This window comes from Caballeronia sp. ATUFL_M2_KS44 (assembly GCF_023630965.1).
GTDB lineage: Bacteria > Pseudomonadota > Gammaproteobacteria > Burkholderiales > Burkholderiaceae > Caballeronia > Caballeronia concitans.
In genome coordinates, this window is the sequence record NZ_JALQEA010000051.1 from 278,250 (window position 1) to 298,836 (window position 20,587).

The window sequence follows — 20,587 nt, forward strand, 5'->3', positions numbered from 1 at the left end:
TGGATTCGTATTCCTCAGGCGCGTTCGTACCAGTCTTTCGATCCATTGACGATGCGCACGACCAGCAGCATCACGGGCACCTCGATCAGCACGCCCACGACGGTCGCAAGCGCAGCGCCCGAGTCGAAACCGAAGAGACCGATTGCGGTGGCGACGGCCAGTTCAAAGAAGTTCGACGCGCCAATGAGCGCCGAAGGACAGGCAATCTCATGCTTTTCACCGACCGCGCGATTGAGCCAGTAAGCCAGCGCCGAATTGAAGAACACCTGAATCAGGATCGGCACGGCGAGCAGCACGATGACCAGCGGCTGCTTCAGAATGGCTTCGCCCTGAAACGCGAACAGCAGCACGAGCGTCGCGAGCAGCGCCGTGATGGACCACGGGCCGATCTTCGCCATCGCCGCATCGAATGACGCTTGGCCCTTCGCGCGCAGCACCTTGCGAAGAAGCTGCGCGAGCAGAACGGGAATCACGATATAGAGCACGACGGACGCAAGCAGCGTCGCCCAGGGCACGGCAATGGCGGAGATGCCGAGCAGGAGACCGACGAGCGGCGCGAAGGCGACCACCATGATGCTGTCGTTGAGGGCCACTTGCGATAGCGTGAATAGCGGATCGCCGCCCGTCAGCCGGCTCCAGACAAAGACCATCGCGGTGCACGGCGCGGCTGCCAGCAGGATGAGGCCCGCGACGTAGCGGTCGAGTTGCGCGGCGGGCAGCATCGGCGCGAAGAGATGCTTGATGAAAAGCCAGCCGAGCAACGCCATGGAGAAGGGCTTCACGAGCCAGTTCACGACGAGCGTGACGCCGATGCCTCTCGCGTGCTGACGTAGTTCATGCAGCGAGCCGAAGTCGATCTTGACGAGCATCGGGACGATCATCACCCAGATCAGCAGGCCGACCGGCAGATTCACCTGCGCATATTCCATCCGGCCGATCGCCTGGAAGACGCCCGGCAACGCCTGTCCAAGCACGATGCCGCTAACGATGCACAACGCGACCCAGACGGTCAGATATCGTTCGAAGAAGCTGATGGCGGGTTTCGAAGCGGCAAAGTTCGGGGTGTGCATGGGCCGGTTCGGCGGGAAATGGTGATATCGGGAAGCGCGCGGCGCAGACTAGCAATCGCAAGCGTCAGCGCTCGGATCGAGGCAAGGCTGGCCCTGGCAGCAGTTGTCGGTCAAAAAGCCGAGCAGGGCGTTCATCTGCTCGAACGATGTCCGATAGATGAGACTGCGCCCGTCGCGCTCTTGCGTGATGAGTCCCGCGTGCATCAGCTCCTTCAGGTGAAAGGAGAGCGTCGCGTTCGGAACATCGAGTTGCTCGGCTAGCGCGCCGGGCGTCAAGCCCGAAGGCCCCGCCACGACGAGCAGTCGAAACACACGTAGCCGAAGCGCATGAGCGAGCGCAGACAAGGCGCGGATGACGTCGTTTTCTTCCATATTTCTAATATAGTGGAAATGACGCGTGGCATCAACACCGTTTTCCGTCGACGCGCATGTCATTCAACCAAGCTGTGCGCCCCGAGTCCCGACGCGCTCATGCGTCGTGCGGCTGCGTTCGCCCGAGTCGATCGCACGCCAGAAGTCGACGAGAGCGGGATGAACGGCCTCGTGCCAGCGCGGTCCCGTGAAGAGATCGTAGTGATTGCAGTGTTCGATAGTGAACCGCCGCCGTGGCGCGTCGGCGCTTGTGCATAGCGCGTGCGCGGCGTGCGTCTGACCTTGACCCGTGATGTCGTCACGATCCCCTTCGATCGTGCAGAGCGGCGTTCGATCCAGCGCTGTCGCCGACACCTTTCTATCGCCGATGCGCCATAATCCGCGCGCGAGAAGGGCATCGTGAAAGATCACGCGAATCGTGTCGAGAAAATAGGCTTCCGGCATATCCAGTACTGCTGAATATTCTTCCAGCGCGCGGCGCGCGTGCTGAAGCGGTTCGGTGGACAGGTGCATCGCGCTGAGCCAGCAGCGCATTCTCAACGCGCTGAGTCGTTCGGGATGTGCGTTGAAAAGCGCAACGCGTTGCAGATAGCCGGGGTAGACGCGTCGCATTGCACCGGCATGGCACGCGGGAACCACATCGATGGTGAACGCGCGAAACCAGGCCAGGTCGTGGCTCATCGCGAAGCGTTCGAGTGCGGTGGGTTGCAGACGCGCATCGACGGGTCCGCCAATGAGCGTGACGCTCGCGAGCGATGGCGCGCCCGCGTCCGCCAGCAGCGCAGCGGCGGCCAATGCCGGTGGCGCCGCCTGACACACGGCGATCAGATGAAGCTCGCCCGCTTCACGCTGCGCATATGTCACGAAGCGTTCGAGCGTGGTCACGTAATCGTCGAGATTCAGCGGGCCTGCATCGATTGGGATGGTGCGCGCGTCCTGCCAGTCCGTGATGTATACGTCGCCGTCTTGCAGCAGCGTTTCGACGGTTTCGCGCAGCATCACTGCATGATGGCCCGCGAGCGGCGCGCACAGAAAGATGCCTGACGGTGGTGCTCCACGCGCCTGCGGTCGCGTGAAACGGCGTAGTGTGCAGAAGGGCACGCTATCGACTACGGTTTCTTCGACGGGATACTCAACACCGTCATGCTGGATAGCTGCGATGTCGAAGGAGGGCGCGTGACTGCCGGCGAATAAAGACGCATCGAGCCAGCGCCCGTAGTCGAACCATGAATACGACATGGACTTCGTCTCCTCAGGCGTGCGTGGCTCATCGAAGCGCCGACGGTTGAGTAAAGCGCTTCAATTCTCTTGCCGCTTTCCGCACGTCGTTCATATGCAAGAGTAGACGGGAAGCGCTTCACGCAGAAGTGCTTTCCGTCGATTGATCTTGTTACGCACGCTGCACGGCCGACATCGCCCGCTCGATCAACTCGAAGACGGCCATGCCAGAGACCATCGCGGCCACGAAACCGACGGCTTTCGGATATCCCGCGCCAAGCGCAACCAGCGCGGGTCCTGGACAAAAGCCGGCCAGTCCCCAACCGATGCCGAATACCGCGCTTCCAAGGATCAATCTCGGCGTGACGGACGTGTTCGTCGGAAGGTGCATCTGCAAGCCGAGCAACGAACGCTTGCGGCGCCTTGCGAGCAGAAAGGCCAGCGAGCCAATGGCGATTGCGCCGATCATGACGAACGCAAGGGACGGATCCCATCGGCCCGCCAAGTCGAGGAAGCCGAGTACCTTTGCGGGGTTGGCCATGCCCGAAAGCATCAATCCGAAACCGAAGAGCAGGCCGGCAAGGAGTGCTGTCGTGAGCGCGGCAAGGCGGCGAATGAGCGTGGTCACGTCAGCCTCCCGTCAGGTGCCGTTGCACGAGGACGGTGACGAACCCTGCGGCCATGAACGTGACGGTAGCCACGAGCGAGCGTACCGAGCCGCGCGAAAGCCCGCATACGCCGTGGCCGCTCGTGCAGCCGCTGGCGAAACGCGTGCCGATGCCGACGAGAAAGCCCGCCAGCAGGATCGTTCCCCAGCCCGTATCGATATCCACGCGCGCAGGCTCGCCGAGCCAGCCGGCAACGACGGGCGCACCGACGAGTCCTGCAAGAAACGCGAGACGCCAGCCGATGTCACGGCGCGGCAAGTAGAGCAGACCGCCCAGAATGCCGCTGATGCCCGCGATGCGGCCATTGCACAGCACGAGCACAGCGGCGGCGAGACCGATGATGAGCCCGCCTGCCAGCGACAGGCCGGGCGTGAAATGGACAAGGTCGATCCACATGAAAGATGTTCTCTTACTGGCCCGGACAGAACTGCTTATAAAGGACCGCCATCACGGCGAGCGCCTGCGGGCTCACGACCGAATAGAAGATGCTTTTGCCTTCACGCCGCGTGGACACGAGTTCGTTTTCGCGCAAAACGCCCAACTGCTGCGAGAGCGTGGGCTGGTGGATGCCAAGCTCTTCTTCCAGTTCACCGACGGACAACTCGCCTTGGGAAAGCTGGCACATCAGCAACAGGCGATCCGGGTTGGCAAGCACCTTGAGCAGCGCGCAGGCATCGTCAGCGCCGGCGTGCATCGCTGCAAGGTCAATCTTGGGCTTCGGCTTTCTCATGGTGACATTCAATGGATTTCAGACATTATATTAGAAAATATATTGTCAGTTCATAGAATGTCGTGCGCCGTTGAAAAGCAGCGACGGCCCGCGTCGCTAATGGTCTGTCAGAAAGTCGGGATGATCCGCGCGAATCTGGTCGATCTGGCTCAACGTGCCCGACAGATGCGTGCGCATCGCGGCTTGCGCGGCGTCGGGATCGTTCGCTTCGATGGCATCGACGATGGCCGTGTGATCGCGCACCACTGCCGACGTCTTGCCTTCGACGGGCAGCGTCAGCCGCCGCAGCCGGTCGATATGCCCGCTTCGACGCCGCACCAGTTCCCACAACTGCGGCACACCGGCCGCTTCCATCATCTGCCGATGAAAGTCCTGATCGAGCAGCACGAAGCGCTCGTTGTCGGCGGGATCGAGGAGGCGCGACTGCGCGTCGATGCATGCGCGCAGACGCTCGATCAATGCAGCATCGCGCCCGGCCGCGAGCGTGCGGACCACTTCGATCTCGATCGAGCGCCGCAGAAAATGCGCCTGCAGCGCCGCGCTCACGCTGATGCGGCTCACGACCGTCGCGTGCTGCGGAAAGATATCGACGAGACCTTCTTCGCCGAGCTTGATGAGCGCGTCGCGCACCGGCGTCTGGCTCAAGCCGTATTGCGCGGCGAGTTCGGCGCGCGACAGCACGCTGCCCGGCGCGAGTTCGAGCGAGACGATCATCGCGCGCAGGCGCTCGAACACTTGCGGCGCGGCGTGGCGGGAACGGTCGAGGCGGTGCGCCACGGGCGGGGCGTCGTTGAGATTCATGCTGAAAGACGAATGGAAGCCGGATTCGGCCCTAGCATACCAACACCGGCGCCGCCGCCGAATCTTTCGCCGCGCTCGGTACTTACACCGATAAAACACTAATATATTAGTGTTTAACATGCACGGACTTCCTCGTTTTCCGGATCTCCGACATGACGCGCGACATCACCATCACCCAGGTCAGAATCACGCCGATCGCCTTTCGCGACGGCCCGCTGCTCAACGCCGCCGGCATTCACGAGCCGTGGGCTTTGCGCGCGATCGTCGAGCTGGAGACGAGCGATGGCCGCGTCGGCATTTCCGAAACCTACGGCGACGAACCGATGCTGCGCGTGCTCGATCAGGCGAAATCGCTGGCCATCGGCCTTTCGCCGTTCGATCTGAACGCGATGGAAGAGCGCGTGCGCGCGACGATCAAGGCGACGCCCGGCGCGGTCGAATTCGAACTCGCGCCCGGCTCGCACGCCGCGAAGAATGCGCCGAAGGTCATCAGCACGCTCGAAGTGGCGATGCTGGATTTGCAAGGGCAGATCGTCGGCGCGCCGGTTGTGGATCTGCTCGGCGGCAAGGTGCGCGACGCCGTGCCGTACAGCGCGTATCTGTTCTTCAAGTACGCGGAGCATATCGACAAGCCCTATGCGCCGGACGCGTGGGGCGAAGGCATCAGCCCCGAGCAGATCGTGGCGCAGGCGCGCCGCATGATCGAATCGTACGGATTCCAAAGTATCAAGCTGAAGGGCGGCGTGTTCGAACCGTCGCATGAAATCGCGTGCATGCAGGCGCTCGCGAAGGCGTTCCCCGGCATGCCGCTGCGCCTCGATCCGAACGCGAACTGGACGCTCGAAACCAGCATTAAAGCTGCGCCCGAACTCGACGAAATCCTCGAATACTACGAAGATCCGTGCCCCGGTCTCGAAGGCATGGCCGAGTTGCAAAAGCATACGAAGCTGCCGCTCGCGACCAACATGGTCATCACGACGATGGACGACTTCCGTCGCGGCTGCGAGATGGGATCGATCAAGGTGCTGCTCTCCGATCATCACTACTGGGGCGGCCTGCGCGCCACGCAGACGCTCGCGCGCATGTGCCGGCTCTGGGGCTTCGGCATGTCGATGCATTCGAACTCGCACCTCGGAATCAGCCTGATGGCGATGACGCACGTCGCGGCCAGCATCCCTAACCTCACCTATGCCTGCGACACGCATTATCCGTGGCAAGAGGAAGAGGTGATCAAGGGCGGCCGCGTCAAGTTCGACAACGGCGCGGTTCGCGTACCGACGACGCCGGGTCTCGGCGTCGAACTGGACCGCGAGCAACTCGCCGCGCTGCACGAGCAGTACCTCGCGTGCGGCGTGCGCAATCGCGACGACCTCACGCAGATGCGCAAGTATCAGCCCGACTTCAGCGGCAAGAATCCGCGCTTCTGATCGCTCGACGCTCGAAGCCCCATAACGAAGGAGACAGTTTCATGAGCAATCGAGCCGACGCGCTGCAAAGCGCCGTCAGAAAGATCAAGTGGCACGTGCTGCCGCTTTTCGTGGTGATGTTCATCGTCAATTACATCGACCGCGTGAACATCGGCTTCGTGCGGCAACACCTGAGCGCGGATCTCGGCATCGGCGCGGCGGCGTACGGCCTCGGCGCGGGACTCTTCTTCGTGAGCTATGCGGTGTTCGAAGTGCCGTCGAACATGCTGTTGCAACGCTTCGGCGCAAAGGCGTGGCTTACGCGCATCATGGTGACGTGGGGGCTGGCTGCGGTCGGCATGGCGTTCGTGCGCGGCGAAACCTCGTTCTACGTCATGCGTCTCGTGCTCGGCGCAGCGGAAGCAGGCTTCTTTCCCGGCGTGGTGTTCTACTTCACGCAATGGCTGCCGCGCGACCAACGTGGCCGCGCCATGGCCGTCTTCCTCTCCGGCTCCGCGTTGGCATCGGTGTTTTCAGGGCCGATATCGGGCGCGCTGTTGCTGATCGACGGCCACGGGCTGCACGGCTGGCAGTGGATGTTCATCATCGAAGGCATGGCGTCGGTCGTGCTCGCGGGCTTCGTGTGGTTCTGGCTCGATTCGAAACCGCGCGACGCGAAGTGGCTCACACGCGCCGAACAGGATGCGCTCGTCGATGAGATCGAGACGGAGCAGCGCCAGCGCGATGCCGCGCACATGGTGAAGCCGTCGATGCTGAGTCTCTTGCGCGATCCGCAGATCGTCATCTTCTGCCTGATCTACTTCTCGGTGTCGCTGACCATTTACGGCGCGACGTTCTGGCTGCCGAGCATCATCCGCAAGATGGGGCATCTGAACGACTTCCAGGTCGGTCTCTTCAACTCGATTCCGTGGCTCATCTCCATCGTCGCGATGTATCTGTTCGCGGCGCTGGCGGCGCGCTTCAAGTTTCAGCAGGCGTGGGTCGCATGCGTGCTCTTGATCGCGGCGGCCGGCATGTATGCGGCGGGCACGGGCAGCGCGGTGTTCTCCTTCATCGCGATCTGCTTCGCGGCAATCGGCTTCAAGGCGGCGTCCTCGCTTTTCTGGCCGATTCCGCAAGGCTATCTCGATGCACGCATCGCCGCGCCCGTGCTCGCGCTCATCAATTCGATCGGCAATCTCGGCGGTTTCGTCGCGCCCGCGACGTTCGGCTTTCTCGAACAGAAGACGGGATCGATTCAAGGCGGCCTCACCGCGCTCGCGGTGATGTCGGTGGCGGCGGCAGTCATCGTCTTCTTCGCGCGCATGACGCCGGCCGTGCGCGGCGAGTCGCTGGCCCCGCGCACGCGGTAAATCTTGCGGGCCGGCGCATATAGCGCCGCGCTTCCCGCAAGCGATGTATTCATCTAGACGTCTCACCTTCGTCACTCGCACGTCATGTTCGCTTCCTAGAATTTGCCGCACGTAGCCGCCAGCCACCAGGCGGCCAACACGCGGCAAACCGAGGAAGCCATGGACGCAATACGCATCGAGCGTCTCTCGAAGACGTTCAGAAACGGCCGCAAGGCGCTCGACTCGATCGACCTGCGTATCGAAGAGGGCGAGATGGTCGCGCTCATCGGCGCATCGGGGTCGGGGAAATCGACACTGCTGCGGCATATCGCGGGCTTCATCGCATCGGACGCCGCGCCGTCGCACGTCACGCTGCTCGGCAGGCCGATTCAATATGACGGCAGGATCGTGCGTGAAGTGCGGTCCATTCGCCGCGACGTCGCGTTCGTGTTTCAGCAATTCAATCTCGTCGGCCGCCTTTCGGTGATGACCAACGTGCTGATCGGCGCGTTGTCGCGTGTGCCGCTATGGCGACGCCTGTCCGGTTGTTTCCCGCATGCGGAGCGCGCATTGGCGATGGAATCGCTCGATGCAATGGGCATCGGCGAACATGCGTTCGAACGCGCGAGCAATCTCTCCGGCGGCCAGCAACAGCGTGCGGCGCTCGCGCGTGCGCTCGTGCAACGCGCGCGTATCGTGCTGGCCGACGAGCCGATTGCATCGCTCGATCCCGAGTCCGCGCGGCGCGTGATGGAGTTGATGCAGTCGCTCAATCGCGATCACAAGCTGACGGTGATCGTGTCCCTGCATCAGATCGATGTCGCGATGAAGTACTGTCCGCGCACCATTGCATTGCGCGACGGGCGCGTCGTCTACGACGGCCTGTCCGCGCGGCTCACGCCCGCCGTGTTGCGCGAGCTTTACGGCGCGGCTGCAAGCGAACTGCTTTCGCACGAACGCGCCGATGCAGCGCCTTCGAATCCGGCGGGCGCGTTCGCAGCGCTTGCGTCCGCCGCCACTTCCTGACTACTCGTTCTTCAATCCCTGGATCGCCTCATGAAATCAGCACGCTTTTTCGTTGCTGGCGCTGCCCTTGCGTCATGCCTTCTGACCCAGACCGCGTGGGCGGAGACCCTTAATTTCGGCATCATTTCGACGGATTCGTCTGCCGCGCTGAAGCAACGCTGGCAGCCGCTCATCGACGATCTCAACAAGCAAACGGGCCTCGACGTGAAGGCCTATTTCGCCACCGACTATGCGGGCATCATCGAAGCAATGCGCTTCAATAAAGTGCAGATCGGCTTCTTCGGCAATGCATCGGCGATCGAAGCGGTGGATCGCTCGAATGGTGAAGTGTTCGCGAAGGTGAAGTACAAGAGCGGCGAGGCCGGCTACTACTCGGTGCTCATCACGAACGTGAACAGCAAGTGGAAGAGCGTCGATCAGGTGCTCAAGAACAGCCACGATATCAACCTGGGCTTCGGCGATCCGAACTCCACGTCGGGCACGCTCGTGCCTGCGTACTATCTCTTCGCGAAGAACGGGCTTTCGGTCAAGACCGCGTTCAAGAGCGTGCTGCCTTCGAGCCACGAGGCCAACATGCTCGCCGTGGTCAACGACAAGATCGATGTCGCGACCAACAACACCGACATGCTCGACACCATCAAGACGCAGCATCCGGAGCTTTATCCGAAGGTGCGCGTGTTGTGGAAGTCGCCGCTGATTCCGTCGGACCCGCTCGTGTGGCGTCGCGATCTGCCGCAAGCGACGAAGGACAAGCTGCGCAATTTCTTCGATCACTATGCCGAGAAAGACCCGCGCGAACAGACGGTAGTCGCGGCGATCTCGGGCTATTCGGGCTTCGCGGATTCATCCGATGCGCAACTGATGCCCATTCGTCAGATGGCGATCTTCCAGAAGAAAGAGCAGGTGCGCAACGACGCGCATCTCGACGATGCCGACAAGAAGGCGCAGATCGCGGCGCTCGATCAGAAGCTCGCCGCGCTCGAAAACGCGGCGGCGAAGTAAATGAAGCCGCTCGACATGATGGCGGCGCAGGCCGTCGCGAGCCGGCCCGCGCATATCAAGCGTAGCTGCCTCTCGATGCTCGGCTGGGCCGCGGTCATCGCCGTGCTCGGTCTTTCGTGGCAAAGCGCGGACATGCGCCCGCTCGACTTGCTGGGCGCATCGGGCAACATGAGTCAGTTCGCGCGCGACTTCTTTCCGCCGGACTTCACGGAATGGCGCACGTATGCGCATGAAATGATCGTGACGCTTGCCGTCGCCGTGTGGGGCACCGCGCTCGCGTTGCTCTGCGCGGTGCCGTGCGGACTCTTATCCGCGCAGAACATCGCGCCCGTGTGGATTTCGCAGCCGGTGCGCCGCTTGATGGACGCATGCCGCGCGATCAACGAGATGGTCTTCGCGATGCTGTTCATCGTCGCGGTGGGACTCGGTCCCTTCGCAGGCGTGCTGGCGTTATGGGTGCACACGACGGGCGTGCTCGCGAAGCTCTTTGCCGAAGCGGTCGAAGCAGTCGATTCACGTCCCGCTGAAGGCGTGCGCGCAACGGGCGCGAGCAGTCTCGATGAAATTGTCTATGGCGTGCTGCCGCAAGTCTTGCCGCTTTGGATTTCATTCGCGCTGTATCGCTTCGAATCGAATGTGCGATCCGCGATGGTCGTGGGCATGGTGGGCGCGGGCGGCATCGGCGTGGTGCTTTACGAGGCCATTCGATCGTTCAACTATGCGCAGACGGCGGCGGTCATGTTGATCGTCATCGTGATCGTGTCGCTCATCGATCTAATCTCGGGCTGGATAAGGGAACGCGTGATCTAAGCAATCGGGCTCCGTCTGGAGCCCGATTGCGCTAACGCGCAGTGCCTTCGAACAGACTCAGAAACCGCGCGCCCGCATCCGCAAGCAAACCGGAATTGTCGATACGCACGACACGCGCGTGCGACGGCAATTCGAACGGCGGCTTGCGTGCGAGGCGCGCTTCGATCTGCCGCGCATCTTCGCGTCCGCGACGCGCGAGACGCGCGGCCAGCACGGCGGGCGCTGCATCGATATGCACGAAGCATGCGTCCGGATAACGCGAGAGCGCCGCTTGCGCATGCTGCCGCGAACCGTTCACCACCACGGGCACGCCGCGCGCGAGCCATGCATCCAACTCGATGCCGATGCCATAGCGCAAGCCCAGGCTTTCCCAATGCATCGCGAAGAGGCCGTGCGTGAGGCGCGATGCGAATTCGTCGTGCGTGAGCGCGATATGGTTCTCGCCATCGCCCATCGCGCGCGTGATGTAGCGATGCGCGAACATCACGTTCGCGCCCACGCGCTCGCGTGCGAAACCCAGCAACGAGTCCTTGCCCGCGCCCGATGGGCCCATCACGTAGATCAGTCTTGCGCCGTCCAGCTTGCTCATGCCTCGTCCTGTGCCATGTTGAAGGGCAGGCGCTGCCATAGCAGAAATGGCGCGCCCGGTTCCGGTTCCACGAAGAGCGCTGCGCCGTGGACAGGCAACGCGCCGAGCTTGCCGATGCGTTGCGTCCACTCCGACATGATCGATGCGCGCGCGTGCGCGTCATCGAGGGAATCGGAAAGCGTCATGTGAAAGCGGTATTCGTCGAATACATAGGGATAGCCCCACGCGCGCAACAACTCGATCTGCCGCGCGCTCATGCCCGCATGAATGCGCCGCTCGATGCTCTGCGCCGAAGGCTTCGCGCGCAACGGCGCAAGCGCTTGCAGTGCGCCGGCGGCGATGTCGCGCAGGCGTTCATCGTCGTCGTCCTGCACCGCGCGCAGAGCGACGAAGCGATTCATCTGCGCGAGGCGCACCGGCATGTCGAAGCGCGGCACGCCGCTCGCCCACGCGCGCGCGGCAGCGAGCACGTCGGACACCGTGACGCCCGCCGCGCAATGAAACGGCGGAACGAGGGTGGCGTGCCATCCATAGCGGCGCGGCGCGTGCGTCCATGCATGCACGCGCGTGGGATTTTCCAGTCCGCTTTCCGCATCGCGGCCGAGCCATTCGCAGCCTTCGCGCCACCACGCCGACGATGCGGGCGGCGCGTAATACAGCGCGACGCGCGCGTTGGGCGTATCGATGAACGTGTTCGTCATGCGTCGTGCTCGACCATCAATTGCACGCGATCCGCCGCGAAATGCGTCACGCCGTATTTGACCGGCACGCCTTTCTCGTCGACATCGACGTTCTCGACCCAAAGCACCGGCTGCTGCCGGTTGATCTGCAAACGGCGCGCGACATCCGATGCAGGCAGCACGCTGCCGATGCGGCTCCATTTGCGCGTGTAGTCCTTCACGCCGAACTCCGCGAGCGCCGCGGTGACGCCGCCCGCCGCTTCGACCGCCGCCGGCAGTTCGGGAAAGCGCGCCGCCGGATACCAGTTGCGCGCATAGGTGAGCGGCACGCCGTCCGAGTCGTGCCGCGTTTCGATCTGATAGACGAGCGTGCCCGCGCGCAGGCCGAGCGCTTTCGCGACGGCCGGGTCCGCCTTCATGCGCTCGGACGAAAGCACGACGCCTGCCGACGTATGCTTCTGCCGGCGCAGGTTTTCGGTGAAGCGCGTGCGGCGGCCGATCTGATAATCGATCGCGCCCGGCTGCACGAACGTGCCGCGCCCTTGTTCGACGCTGACGAGCCCCGTCGCGGCGAGACGCAGCATCGCGCGCCGCACGGTATGACGATTCACGTCGAAGCGTCGTGCAAGCTCCGCCTCGCTCGGCAGGCGGCCTTCGTCGCCGAAGCTCTTCGCCGCGATTTCCGCCGACAGAATCTGTTCGATCTGCCGCCAGACGGCGACCCCCGCGCCGCGCTCGACGGCGTGCCCCGGCGCCGCGTTTTCGTTCGATGTCATTTCGCTGTCATTCCCTTCGGTTTGAATATCGTTCTCTTGCATTGTAGTGCGCAAGTCGTGATGGAAATGTGAACGCGCGGACGGATAGACGTCTAGACGTTTAGATCAAAACGCGAGTAGCATCGAATCGGTCAGGAACCACAGGGAAAGCCATGAGCATCTCAAACGGGCCGCAGACTTCGGCTCAATCCGTCAACCGCCGCGAATGGATGGCCGTGCTCGCCCGCGCGCCGCGCGAGCGCCTTAAGGCGGGCATCGATGCGGCGCTCGAAGGCGCGAGCGCGCCCGCGTATGTGTGGCTGCGCGCACCGGAGATCGGCTTGGCGATGGTGCGGGGGCGCATCGGCGGAACGGGCGATGCCTTCAATCTCGGCGAAGTCACCGTCACGCGCGCGACCTTGCGCGTGACGCTCGCCGATGGCGGCGCGGCCATCGGCGTCGCGGTTCAAATGGGGCGCGACAAGGAGCGGGCGACGCTCGCGGCGCTTGCCGATGCGCTGCTGCAATCGCCGCTTTACGCCGAGCGCTTGCAAACGCATCTGATCGCGCCGCTTGCCGCGCATATCGCACACGAGCGGCGGCGCAAGCAGGCGGAGGCGGCATCCACGAAGGTCGAATTCTTCACGATGGTGAGAGGCGCATGATGCAGATGGACATGAGCACACTCGTGCCCGGCTTCAACGATACGGTTCACGATTCGCAGCGCGTCTTTCGCGCGCTGCTCGACGCGCTCTCGCGTCCCGGCACGATCGTTTCCATCGATGCCGCGTTGCCCGGCAATCACGCCATGCGCGATGCGCTCGGCGCGCGCGTGCCGCTCGCCGCGTTCGCATCGCTGCTGGCGCTGACGGATTATTCGACGCCGGTGTATGTCGAACGCGAAGAACGCACGCTCGGCGATGCGTTGCGCTTTCATTCGAGCGCACCGCTCACGCACGATCGCCGGACGGCCGCGTTCGCCTATATCGACGACATGAACGCCATGCCTTCGCTCGATGCCTTCGCGCAAGGCGATCCCGAGACGCCCGAAGATGCGGCCACGCTGTTCATCCGCGTGCCTTCGCTGACCGAAGGCGAGCCGCTTGCATGGCGTGGGCCGGGAATCAAGGAGCAGCGCAGTGTCGCGATTGCGGGCGTCACTCGGCGCTTCTGGCATGAACGCGCGGCGCTCGCGGCGCAGTTTCCTTGCGGCATCGATTGCTATTTCGTGGCGGGCGGCGCGCTCGTCGGATTGCCGCGCACGACGCATGTGGAGGTGGACTGATGTACGTCGCGGTCAAGGGCGGTGAACGCGCCATCGAACGTTCATGGGATCTGCTGGCGAAGCAGCGTCGCGGCGATGCGTCCGTGCCCGAGCTATCCGTCGCGCAGATTCGCGAGCAGATGCGCCTCGCGGTGGCGCGCGTGATGACCGAAGGCTCCGTGTATGACGAAGAACTCGCCGCGCTGGCCATCAAGCAGGCAGCGGGCGATCTTGTCGAAGCGATCTTTCTGCTGCGCGCGTATCGCACGACGTTGCCGCGCTTCGGCTATACGTTGCCGATCAATACGGAAGCGATGCGTATCGAGCGACGCATCTCGGCGGCATTCAAGGACATTCCCGGCGGGCAGATGCTGGGCGGCACGTATGACTACACGCAGCGCCTGATCGACTTCACGCTGCTTGCCGAAGGCGATGCGCCTGAAGATGCAAGCGCGCCCGAATCGCTGCAGGAACATGATGCGATGCCACGCGTGCTCGCGCTGCTCGACAAGGAAGGTTTGATCGAGCAGGAACGCGCACGCGATAACGCGCCCGAACCGGGCGACTTGTCACGCGAGCCGCTTGCGTTCCCGGCCGATCGCGCGACGCGCCTGCAGAACCTCGCGCGCGGCGACGAAGGCTTCCTGCTTGCAATGGGTTACGCGACGCAGCGCGGCTACGCGCATAGTCATCCGTTCGCGGGCGAGATTCGACATGGCGATGTGTCCGTGGAAATGCACGTCGATGAGTTGGGCTTTGCCGTGGAGATCGGCGACATCGACATTACCGAATGTCAGATGATCAACCAGTTCGCGGGCAGCGGCGATGTGCCGCCGACATTCACGCAAGGCTACGGCCTCGCATTCGGCCATTCGGAACGCAAGGCGATGGCAATGGCGCTCGTCGATCGCGCGTTGCGTGCGGAAGAACTGGGCGAATCGATGGAATCGCCGACACAGGATGCGGAGTTCGTCCTCTATCACAGCGACAACGTGGAGGCGTCGGGCTTCGTGCAGCATTTGAAGCTGCCGCATTACGTCGACTTTCAGTCGGAGCTGGAACTGCTGCGCCGCCTGCGTGCATCGCATGGCAAGGATCAACACGAGGAGAACGCGGCATGAGCACCGAAGGCTATAACTTCGCCTATCTCGACGAGCAGACGAAGCGCATGATTCGCCGCGCGCTGCTCAAGGCCGTCGCGGTGCCGGGGCATCAAGTGCCGTTCGCATCGCGTGAAATGCCCTTGCCTTATGGATGGGGCACGGGCGGCCTGCAGGTGACATCGGCGATCATCGGCGCACGCGATACGCTCAAGGTCATCGACCAGGGTTCCGACGAAACCACGAACGCCGTGAACATCCGGCGCTTCTTTGCGCGCACGGCCGGCGTCGCGACCACCACGCGCACAGCGGACGCGAGCATCGTTCAGACGCGGCACCGCATTCCGGAAACGCCGCTCACGGATGCGCAGATCATCGTGTATCAGGTGCCCATGCCCGAGCCGTTGTTTCGTCTCGAGCCGCGCGTGACGGAATGCGTGAAGCTGCATGCACTCGCGGACTACGGTCTCATCAACGTGAAATATTATGAGGATATCGTTCAGCACGGCAGCATCGCGACGACGTACGACTATCCGGTGCTCGTGAACGATCGCTATCTGATGTCGCCATCGCCCATTCCGAAGTTCGACAATCCGAAGATGCACATGAGTCCCGCATTGCAGCTTTTCGGTGCGGGCCGCGAGCGTCGCATCTACGCCATTCCGCCTTATACGAAAGTGAAGAGCCTGGATTTCGAGGATCATCCGTTCAGCGTGCAGAAGTGGGAACATGCATGCGCGCTGTGCGGATCGCATGAAAGTTTTCTCGATGAAATGATCGTCGACGACGAGGGCAAGCGCATGTTCGTGTGTTCCGATAGCGACTACTGTCATGGCCGCCGCGATGCGCAGGAACAGGAGAACGAGGGGGCAACGCGATGAACGCATTGCTCGAAGCGAACGGTCTGACGAAACGCTATGAAGGGCGCGGCGGTTGCGTCGATGTCGACCTTGCCGTGTATCCCGGCGAAGTGCTGTGCATCGTGGGTGAATCGGGATCGGGCAAGTCCACGTTGCTCAATGCGCTCGCGCTGAGAACAGGCATCGATAGTGGCACGCTCACCTATACGACGCGCGAAGGCGAAGCGCTCGATCTCCTCACGCTGAGCGAGCCGAAGAAGCGGCTTCTCTCGCGCACCGAATGGGGCTTCGTGCATCAGAATGCGCGTGACGGTCTGCGCCGCAACGTATCGGCGGGCGCGAACATCGGTGAACCGCTGATGGCCATCGGCGCACGGCATTACGGTCGATTGCGCGAAACCGCATGCGACTGGATGAGCCGCGTGGAGCTGGATGCCGCGCGTATCGACGAATTGCCTTCGGCATTTTCCGGCGGCATGCAGCAGCGCCTGCAGATTGCGCGCAATCTCGTCACGGGTCCGCGCCTCGTCTTCATGGACGAACCGACTGCGGGCCTCGACGTATCCGTGCAGGCGCGGCTGCTCGATCTCTTGCGCACGCTGACGGGCAAGCTGCATCTGGCGGCCATCATCGTGACGCATGATATCGGCGTGGCGCGGCTGCTTGCGCATCGATTGATGGTGATGAAGGACGGGCGTGTCGTCGAAAGCGGACTGACGGATCAGGTGCTCGACGACCCGCAGCATCCTTATACGCAGACGCTCGTTGCGTCCGTGCTGCCCGTTTGAGAGGCGAGAGATGACCATGACCGATCACGAAGCATTCGCTACGCGCAACGACCTGATGTTGCGCGCAAGCGGCATCGAAAAGACCTTCACGCTGCATCAGCAGGGCGGGGCGCGCATTCATGCGCTCGCAGGCGTTTCGCTCGATGTGGAACGCGGCGAGTGCGTGGTGCTGGCCGGCGCGTCCGGCGCGGGCAAGAGCACGCTGTTGCGCTGCATGTACGGAAACTATCTTGCGACGCGCGGCACGATCGCCGTGCGCGACGATAGCCGCGCCGAACGTCATGTCTCGCTGACCGAAGCCGCGCCGCACGAAATCATTCGCTTGAGGACGAGCACGCTTGGCTACGTGAGCCAGTTTCTGCGCGCCATTCCGCGTGTGTCGTCGCTCGATCTCGTCGCGGAGCCGCTCATCACGCGAGGCGTGAATGAAGACGACGCCCGCGAGCGCGCGAGTGCGTTGCTCGAACGATTGAACGTGCCGCGCCGTCTATGGACGCTCGCGCCCGCGACCTTCTCGGGTGGCGAACAACAGCGCGTGAACATCGCGCGCGGATTGATCGCCGGACATCCGGTGCTCCTGCTCGACGAGCCGACCGCATCGCTTGATGCGCATAACCGCGATGTCGTCGCCGACTTGATAGCAGAGGCGCGCGAGCGGGGCGCGGCCATCGTCGGCATCTTCCATGACGAGGACACGCGCGAGCGCGTCGCGACACGCATCGTGCGGCTGGAATCGCCAACGCCTACGTCAACGACCGACACCAACGAAGCCGGAGCATTACAGACATGCTGATCAGCAATGCGCAAATCGTCACGCGCGATGAAGCGTTCACGGGCACCGTGCGCATCGAGAATGGTTATATCGCCGATATCGCGCCGGGCGGCACGGCGGCCCGCGATGCCATCGACTGGAACGGCGATTATCTGCTGCCCGGGCTCGTGGAACTGCATACGGACAACATCGAGAAGCATCTCGCGCCGCGTCCCGGCGTGCTGTGGAATCACGAAGCGGCGATCATCGTGCATGACGCGCAGATCGCATCGGCGGGCATCACGACCGTGTTCGACGCGCTCGGCGTGGGCTCGCGTCCCGAAGACGGCGTGCGTGGCCGCGAGCTTCAGGTGCAGTGCGCGCATGCTATCGGCAGGTTCGTCGATAGCGGTCTCTTGCGTGCCGATCACTTCCTGCATCTGCGTTGCGAAGTGGGCACGACGGATGTCGTCGAAGTCTTCGATTCGCTCAGCACGCATCCGCTTTTCAAGCTCGCGTCGGTGATGGATCACACGCCGGGGCAGCGTCAATGGCAGGACCATGCGAAGTGGCGCAAGTATCAGGAGCGTCATGGCAAGTGGAGCGACGAGCATGCCGAAGCGGTGCTCGCGCAACTGGCGGATCATCAGGCACGCTACGCAGCGGCGCATCGTGCGCAGATCGTCGCGCGCTGCAAGGCGCTCGACATATCGCTGGCGAGTCATGACGATACGCTCGTCGAACACGTGGACGAAGCCGCACGCGACGGCATCGCGCTCGCGGAGTTTCCGACCACGCTCGAAGCGGCGCGCGCGGCACGCGAGCAAGGCATCGCGACGATCATGGGCGCGCCGAATGTCGTGCGCGGCGGATCGCACTCGGGCAACGTGTCCGCGCTCGAACTGGCGCGCGAAGGGCTGCTCGATATCCTGTCGTCGGACTACGTGCCGTCGAGCTTGCTGATCGCCGTGTTCGATCTCGTCGCGAAGGCAGACTGGAGCTTGCCGCGCGCGGTATCGACCGTTTCGTGGGCGCCGGCGCGCGCAGCGGGATTGCATGATCGCGGCGCGATCGCAGTGGGCTTGCGCGCGGACTTCGTGCGCGTGGCGTGGGCGCCGGGGCTTGCCGTGCCGCGCGAAACGTATCGGGCGGGGCGAAGGGTCTGCTGAGCGCGCGGTGCAGCAGGCGCCATGGTGGGGCGATAATGTCGGCACGCCGCTGCGTGCGAAAGCCGTACGACGCAGCGTCGATCAGCCGATCATTCCTGCTGCACGCACCCAGCACTGGGGGACTTTATGACGCTGTCCGACTTCATCGAGGCAAACCTTCCCGGGTTGATAGACGACTGGACGAAGTATGCGCGCGCGCTCAGTGCGGACGAGATCCATCTCACCGATGCGCAATTGCGAAACTCCGCGCGTGAGATGCTGTTAAGCGTCGCGGCCGACATGCGGGAAACGCAGACCGGTGCGCAGCAGAAGGCCAAGTCGCTCGGACAGCGGCCTCGCACGGACGCGGGTTTCGATCAGGTCGCTCAGCGGCATGCGGGTGACCGGCTCGAACACGGCTTCGGCATCAACGCCATCATCGCGGAGTATCGGGCGCTGCGGGCGAGCGTGCTTCGCCGGTGGGAGCTTGCGGCGGAACTGGACGCCGGCGCATTTCAGGAGATGGTCCGCTTCAACGAGGCGATCGATCAGATGGTCGCGGGATCGGTCCAGCAATACTCGCAACGGACCGAACGCATCCGCGACCTGTTCGCGGGCGTGCTGGCGCACGACATGCGCTCGCCCGCCGCGGCGATATTGAACGGCACGGAGCTGTTGCTGCTCGACGAACAGTTGTCGAACGTGAGCGTGAGGGCGGTCGCGAATCTGCAACGCAGCAGCATGCGATTGAAGCAGATGATCGACGACCTTTTCATGTTCACGCGCGCACGTCTGGGCGATGCGCTGCCCATCGAATTGACGCAGCAGAACATGGGCCGCATCTGTGAAGGCGCCGCCGACGAAGTGCGCGCAGCGTGTCCGGACGCGCAAATCGATGTGCATCTCGAAGGCGAACTCGCCGGCGTCTGGGACGGCGCGCGCATGAATCAACTGCTCGTCAATCTGCTCACGAATGCCGTGCGGCACGGCTGCGGCCCCGTGACGGTGAAGGCTGTCGGCGAGGAAGAGAAGGTCACGCTCGCGGTCTGCAACGCGGGATCGCCCATTCCGGCGAATGCGCTGCCCACGCTCTTCGATCCGTTGACGCGCGCGGGTTCATCGCCCGGACAAAGACGCGCGGCTTCGGGAATGGGCCTCGGTCTCTATATCTGCCGATGCATCGCGCGCGCGCATGGCGGAACGATCGACGCCGAATCGGACGAACGCGGGACCATCTTCACCGTGCAGGTGCCGCGTTCGTCATCGTCGCAATGATGCTTCGCGCGTTCACAGCAATGCCGATGCAGCCTTCATGCGCCGCTTCTGCTCCTTCTTCAGGGAACGCAGCGCCTGGTCGATGGCATCGCTATCGGGAAGCATCGCGCGATGCGTCTTCAGCAAGTGACGGCTTGCCACCACATCGTTCAGCGAGCCGAGGCGCTTTTGCAGACGCTTCAGATGCTTGTGTCCCTTGCGCTGCTTCTTCGCGAGTAGCGGATCGAAGAACTCGATGAGATATCGCACCTTCTTGCCCGCCTTGCGCACTTCATGGAAACACGCGTAGTCCGATGTGCCGGACTTCATCGCAGCACGCATGCGCTTCTTGAGCTGCTTCTCCGCTGCGGTCACGCGATGTCGTGCGAAGAGCGTGAGCGGCGTGCGGCTCGCCTGCGTGTTCAGTTCGCGATTAACCTCGGCGATCGCTTCGCGCAGCACCTTCTTCAGATTGGCGTTCGAAAGCGTTTCGCGGCTGGTTTCGGATGCCTCGGTGCGGTTGCGCCGGAATGCATCGACGAGCGCACTGCCGCCCGATTCCCCGACCAGATCGATGACGATATCCCAGTCCCGCGTGCTGCCCGCCGCGTTCGCGCAGAACTTGAGCAGCGCCCGTTGTTGCGTGGCGAAGTCCTTGTCGAGCGTCGGTCCGTATGCCCAGAGCAGCGTGCGCAACTGCCTCAGCGCGACGCGCAGCTTGTGCAACTGCTCGGCTTCCGCGCTGCCTTCGAGCGCGGTGGCGTGTTGCAAGGCCTCATGCACGAGCGGATCGGCGTAGCTCGAAAAGCTGCTTTCCGCCGACGCTTCGCTCGCGCGGTCGTTACCCTCGTCCTTTCTCATACGCGTGTCTCCTGCATGGGGATGCTTTGCAGCAAGCAAGGACGGTGCCGTGGACAATTCCTCAATCATCCGATGGTTTCGG

24 protein-coding genes are annotated in these 20,587 nt (G+C 63.3%); 13 read left to right on the forward strand and 11 right to left on the reverse strand.

The features are described from left to right. Window positions 1–14: 14 nt before the first annotated feature. The 7 genes from arsB to NCR39_RS21990 form a co-directional block, all read right to left on the reverse strand. Window positions 15–1,070: an ACR3 family arsenite efflux transporter gene (gene arsB / locus NCR39_RS21960; protein ID WP_250454177.1), complete on the reverse strand. Its 1,056-nt coding sequence runs from the start codon at window positions 1,068–1,070 to the stop codon at window positions 15–17. A 48-nt stretch (window positions 1,071–1,118) separates the two neighbouring features. Continuing rightward, window positions 1,119–1,442 carry an ArsR/SmtB family transcription factor gene (locus NCR39_RS21965; RefSeq protein WP_250454178.1) on the reverse strand — a complete coding sequence of 108 codons (324 nt, stop codon included), beginning with the start codon at window positions 1,440–1,442 and terminating at the stop codon, window positions 1,119–1,121. 63 nt (window positions 1,443–1,505) lie between these two features. Continuing rightward, a complete protein-coding gene (gene phaZ / locus NCR39_RS21970; protein WP_250454179.1) occupies window positions 1,506–2,681 on the reverse strand; it encodes a polyhydroxyalkanoate depolymerase in 1,176 nt (391 codons plus the stop codon). A gap of 151 nt (window positions 2,682–2,832) precedes the next feature. After that, window positions 2,833–3,288 carry a DUF6691 family protein gene (locus tag NCR39_RS21975; protein WP_350029690.1) on the reverse strand — a complete coding sequence of 152 codons (456 nt, stop codon included), beginning with the start codon at window positions 3,286–3,288 and terminating at the stop codon, window positions 2,833–2,835. Between the two features lies 1 nt (window position 3,289). Then, window positions 3,290–3,724 (reverse strand): YeeE/YedE family protein, encoded by a 435-nt coding sequence (locus NCR39_RS21980; RefSeq protein ID WP_250454180.1) that lies wholly within the window; start codon window positions 3,722–3,724, stop codon window positions 3,290–3,292. A 13-nt stretch (window positions 3,725–3,737) separates the two neighbouring features. After that, window positions 3,738–4,058: an ArsR/SmtB family transcription factor gene (locus tag NCR39_RS21985; protein ID WP_250454181.1), complete on the reverse strand. Its 321-nt coding sequence runs from the start codon at window positions 4,056–4,058 to the stop codon at window positions 3,738–3,740. Window positions 4,059–4,154: 96 nt separating this feature from the next. Further along, window positions 4,155–4,859, reverse strand: coding sequence for a GntR family transcriptional regulator (locus tag NCR39_RS21990; protein WP_250454182.1), 705 nt, complete (start codon window positions 4,857–4,859; stop codon window positions 4,155–4,157). A gap of 152 nt (window positions 4,860–5,011) precedes the next feature. On the opposite strand from NCR39_RS21990, the gene NCR39_RS21995 reads away from it, so the two are divergent. The 5 genes from NCR39_RS21995 to phnE all read left to right on the forward strand — a co-directional run bounded on the left by NCR39_RS21995 (window position 5,012) and on the right by phnE (window position 10,455). Then, window positions 5,012–6,286 (forward strand): glucarate dehydratase family protein, encoded by a 1,275-nt coding sequence (locus tag NCR39_RS21995; protein ID WP_250454183.1) that lies wholly within the window; start codon window positions 5,012–5,014, stop codon window positions 6,284–6,286. A gap of 41 nt (window positions 6,287–6,327) precedes the next feature. Then, the gene (locus NCR39_RS22000) at window positions 6,328–7,638 is read left to right on the forward strand and encodes an MFS transporter (protein ID WP_250454184.1); all 1,311 of its coding nucleotides are present in this window, start codon (window positions 6,328–6,330) and stop codon (window positions 7,636–7,638) included. Between the two features lie 159 nt (window positions 7,639–7,797). Next, window positions 7,798–8,643, forward strand: coding sequence for a phosphonate ABC transporter ATP-binding protein (gene phnC / locus NCR39_RS22005; RefSeq protein ID WP_250454185.1), 846 nt, complete (start codon window positions 7,798–7,800; stop codon window positions 8,641–8,643). Window positions 8,644–8,673: 30 nt separating this feature from the next. Continuing rightward, the gene (gene phnD, locus NCR39_RS22010) at window positions 8,674–9,645 is read left to right on the forward strand and encodes a phosphonate ABC transporter substrate-binding protein (RefSeq protein ID WP_250454186.1); all 972 of its coding nucleotides are present in this window, start codon (window positions 8,674–8,676) and stop codon (window positions 9,643–9,645) included. An 18-nt stretch (window positions 9,646–9,663) separates the two neighbouring features. After that, window positions 9,664–10,455 carry a phosphonate ABC transporter, permease protein PhnE gene (gene phnE / locus NCR39_RS22015; RefSeq protein WP_502800270.1) on the forward strand — a complete coding sequence of 264 codons (792 nt, stop codon included), beginning with the start codon at window positions 9,664–9,666 and terminating at the stop codon, window positions 10,453–10,455. Window positions 10,456–10,486: 31 nt separating this feature from the next. On the opposite strand, the gene phnN is transcribed toward phnE, so the two are convergent. From phnN to phnF, 3 genes are read right to left on the reverse strand one after another with little or no spacing between them, the layout of a single operon-like run. Continuing rightward, window positions 10,487–11,044 (reverse strand): phosphonate metabolism protein/1,5-bisphosphokinase (PRPP-forming) PhnN, encoded by a 558-nt coding sequence (gene phnN, locus NCR39_RS22020; RefSeq protein ID WP_250454187.1) that lies wholly within the window; start codon window positions 11,042–11,044, stop codon window positions 10,487–10,489. Continuing rightward, window positions 11,041–11,745, reverse strand: coding sequence for a DUF1045 domain-containing protein (locus NCR39_RS22025; protein WP_250454188.1), 705 nt, complete (start codon window positions 11,743–11,745; stop codon window positions 11,041–11,043). The genes phnN and NCR39_RS22025 overlap by 4 nt, the downstream gene beginning before the upstream one ends. Beyond that, complete coding sequence (gene phnF, locus NCR39_RS22030; RefSeq protein ID WP_250454189.1) at window positions 11,742–12,500, reverse strand: phosphonate metabolism transcriptional regulator PhnF; 759 nt, start codon at window positions 12,498–12,500, stop codon at window positions 11,742–11,744. The genes NCR39_RS22025 and phnF overlap by 4 nt, the downstream gene beginning before the upstream one ends. Window positions 12,501–12,652: 152 nt before the next feature. Between phnF and phnG the strand changes: the two genes are divergently transcribed. The 8 genes from phnG (at window position 12,653) to NCR39_RS22070 (ending at window position 19,665) form a co-directional block, all read left to right on the forward strand. Beyond that, window positions 12,653–13,144, forward strand: a complete 492-nt coding sequence (phnG, locus tag NCR39_RS22035) for a phosphonate C-P lyase system protein PhnG (protein ID WP_250454190.1) — start codon at window positions 12,653–12,655, stop codon at window positions 13,142–13,144. Continuing rightward, on the forward strand, window positions 13,141–13,764 hold the full coding sequence (gene phnH / locus NCR39_RS22040; RefSeq protein ID WP_250454191.1) for a phosphonate C-P lyase system protein PhnH: 624 nt from the start codon (window positions 13,141–13,143) through the stop codon (window positions 13,762–13,764). Before phnG ends, phnH begins: the two co-directional genes overlap by 4 nt. Next, the gene (locus NCR39_RS22045; protein ID WP_250454192.1) at window positions 13,764–14,864 is read left to right on the forward strand and encodes a carbon-phosphorus lyase complex subunit; all 1,101 of its coding nucleotides are present in this window, start codon (window positions 13,764–13,766) and stop codon (window positions 14,862–14,864) included. The genes phnH and NCR39_RS22045 overlap by 1 nt, the downstream gene beginning before the upstream one ends. Then, window positions 14,861–15,724 (forward strand): alpha-D-ribose 1-methylphosphonate 5-phosphate C-P-lyase PhnJ, encoded by an 864-nt coding sequence (locus tag NCR39_RS22050; RefSeq protein ID WP_250454193.1) that lies wholly within the window; start codon window positions 14,861–14,863, stop codon window positions 15,722–15,724. The genes NCR39_RS22045 and NCR39_RS22050 overlap by 4 nt, the downstream gene beginning before the upstream one ends. Next, window positions 15,721–16,491, forward strand: a complete 771-nt coding sequence (gene phnK, locus NCR39_RS22055; RefSeq protein WP_250454194.1) for a phosphonate C-P lyase system protein PhnK — start codon at window positions 15,721–15,723, stop codon at window positions 16,489–16,491. Before NCR39_RS22050 ends, phnK begins: the two co-directional genes overlap by 4 nt. A gap of 10 nt (window positions 16,492–16,501) precedes the next feature. Next, window positions 16,502–17,284 (forward strand): phosphonate C-P lyase system protein PhnL, encoded by a 783-nt coding sequence (phnL, locus tag NCR39_RS22060; RefSeq protein WP_502800268.1) that lies wholly within the window; start codon window positions 16,502–16,504, stop codon window positions 17,282–17,284. Beyond that, window positions 17,278–18,411 (forward strand): alpha-D-ribose 1-methylphosphonate 5-triphosphate diphosphatase, encoded by a 1,134-nt coding sequence (locus NCR39_RS22065; RefSeq protein ID WP_250454196.1) that lies wholly within the window; start codon window positions 17,278–17,280, stop codon window positions 18,409–18,411. Before phnL ends, NCR39_RS22065 begins: the two co-directional genes overlap by 7 nt. Window positions 18,412–18,537: 126 nt before the next feature. Then, a complete protein-coding gene (locus tag NCR39_RS22070) occupies window positions 18,538–19,665 on the forward strand; it encodes a sensor histidine kinase (RefSeq protein WP_250454197.1) in 1,128 nt (375 codons plus the stop codon). A 12-nt stretch (window positions 19,666–19,677) separates the two neighbouring features. Here the strand turns inward: NCR39_RS22070 and NCR39_RS22075 are convergent, their stop codons facing one another. Beyond that, complete coding sequence (locus NCR39_RS22075) at window positions 19,678–20,505, reverse strand: CHAD domain-containing protein (protein WP_250454198.1); 828 nt, start codon at window positions 20,503–20,505, stop codon at window positions 19,678–19,680. Window positions 20,506–20,587 lie beyond the last annotated feature (82 nt).

Bases quoted from the DNA above. Each gene is read 5' to 3' on its own strand.
- arsB (WP_250454177.1), bottom strand. From the start codon at position 1,070: ATGCACACCCCGAACTTTGCCGCTTCGAAACCCGCCATCAGCTTCTTC.
- NCR39_RS21965 (WP_250454178.1), bottom strand. From the start codon at position 1,442: ATGGAAGAAAACGACGTCATCCGCGCCTTGTCTGCGCTCGCTCATGCG.
- phaZ (WP_250454179.1), bottom strand. From the start codon at position 2,681: ATGTCGTATTCATGGTTCGACTACGGGCGCTGGCTCGATGCGTCTTTA.
- NCR39_RS21980 (WP_250454180.1), bottom strand. From the start codon at position 3,724: ATGTGGATCGACCTTGTCCATTTCACGCCCGGCCTGTCGCTGGCAGGC.
- NCR39_RS21985 (WP_250454181.1), bottom strand. From the start codon at position 4,058: ATGAGAAAGCCGAAGCCCAAGATTGACCTTGCAGCGATGCACGCCGGC.
- NCR39_RS21990 (WP_250454182.1), bottom strand. From the start codon at position 4,859: ATGAATCTCAACGACGCCCCGCCCGTGGCGCACCGCCTCGACCGTTCC.
- NCR39_RS21995 (WP_250454183.1), top strand. From the start codon at position 5,012: ATGACGCGCGACATCACCATCACCCAGGTCAGAATCACGCCGATCGCC.
- NCR39_RS22000 (WP_250454184.1), top strand. From the start codon at position 6,328: ATGAGCAATCGAGCCGACGCGCTGCAAAGCGCCGTCAGAAAGATCAAG.
- phnC (WP_250454185.1), top strand. From the start codon at position 7,798: ATGGACGCAATACGCATCGAGCGTCTCTCGAAGACGTTCAGAAACGGC.
- phnD (WP_250454186.1), top strand. From the start codon at position 8,674: ATGAAATCAGCACGCTTTTTCGTTGCTGGCGCTGCCCTTGCGTCATGC.
- phnE (WP_502800270.1), top strand. From the start codon at position 9,664: ATGGCGGCGCAGGCCGTCGCGAGCCGGCCCGCGCATATCAAGCGTAGC.
- phnN (WP_250454187.1), bottom strand. From the start codon at position 11,044: ATGAGCAAGCTGGACGGCGCAAGACTGATCTACGTGATGGGCCCATCG.
- NCR39_RS22025 (WP_250454188.1), bottom strand. From the start codon at position 11,745: ATGACGAACACGTTCATCGATACGCCCAACGCGCGCGTCGCGCTGTAT.
- phnF (WP_250454189.1), bottom strand. From the start codon at position 12,500: ATGACATCGAACGAAAACGCGGCGCCGGGGCACGCCGTCGAGCGCGGC.
- phnG (WP_250454190.1), top strand. From the start codon at position 12,653: ATGAGCATCTCAAACGGGCCGCAGACTTCGGCTCAATCCGTCAACCGC.
- phnH (WP_250454191.1), top strand. From the start codon at position 13,141: ATGATGCAGATGGACATGAGCACACTCGTGCCCGGCTTCAACGATACG.
- NCR39_RS22045 (WP_250454192.1), top strand. From the start codon at position 13,764: ATGTACGTCGCGGTCAAGGGCGGTGAACGCGCCATCGAACGTTCATGG.
- NCR39_RS22050 (WP_250454193.1), top strand. From the start codon at position 14,861: ATGAGCACCGAAGGCTATAACTTCGCCTATCTCGACGAGCAGACGAAG.
- phnK (WP_250454194.1), top strand. From the start codon at position 15,721: ATGAACGCATTGCTCGAAGCGAACGGTCTGACGAAACGCTATGAAGGG.
- phnL (WP_502800268.1), top strand. From the start codon at position 16,502: ATGACCATGACCGATCACGAAGCATTCGCTACGCGCAACGACCTGATG.
- NCR39_RS22065 (WP_250454196.1), top strand. From the start codon at position 17,278: ATGCTGATCAGCAATGCGCAAATCGTCACGCGCGATGAAGCGTTCACG.
- NCR39_RS22070 (WP_250454197.1), top strand. From the start codon at position 18,538: ATGACGCTGTCCGACTTCATCGAGGCAAACCTTCCCGGGTTGATAGAC.
- NCR39_RS22075 (WP_250454198.1), bottom strand. From the start codon at position 20,505: ATGAGAAAGGACGAGGGTAACGACCGCGCGAGCGAAGCGTCGGCGGAA.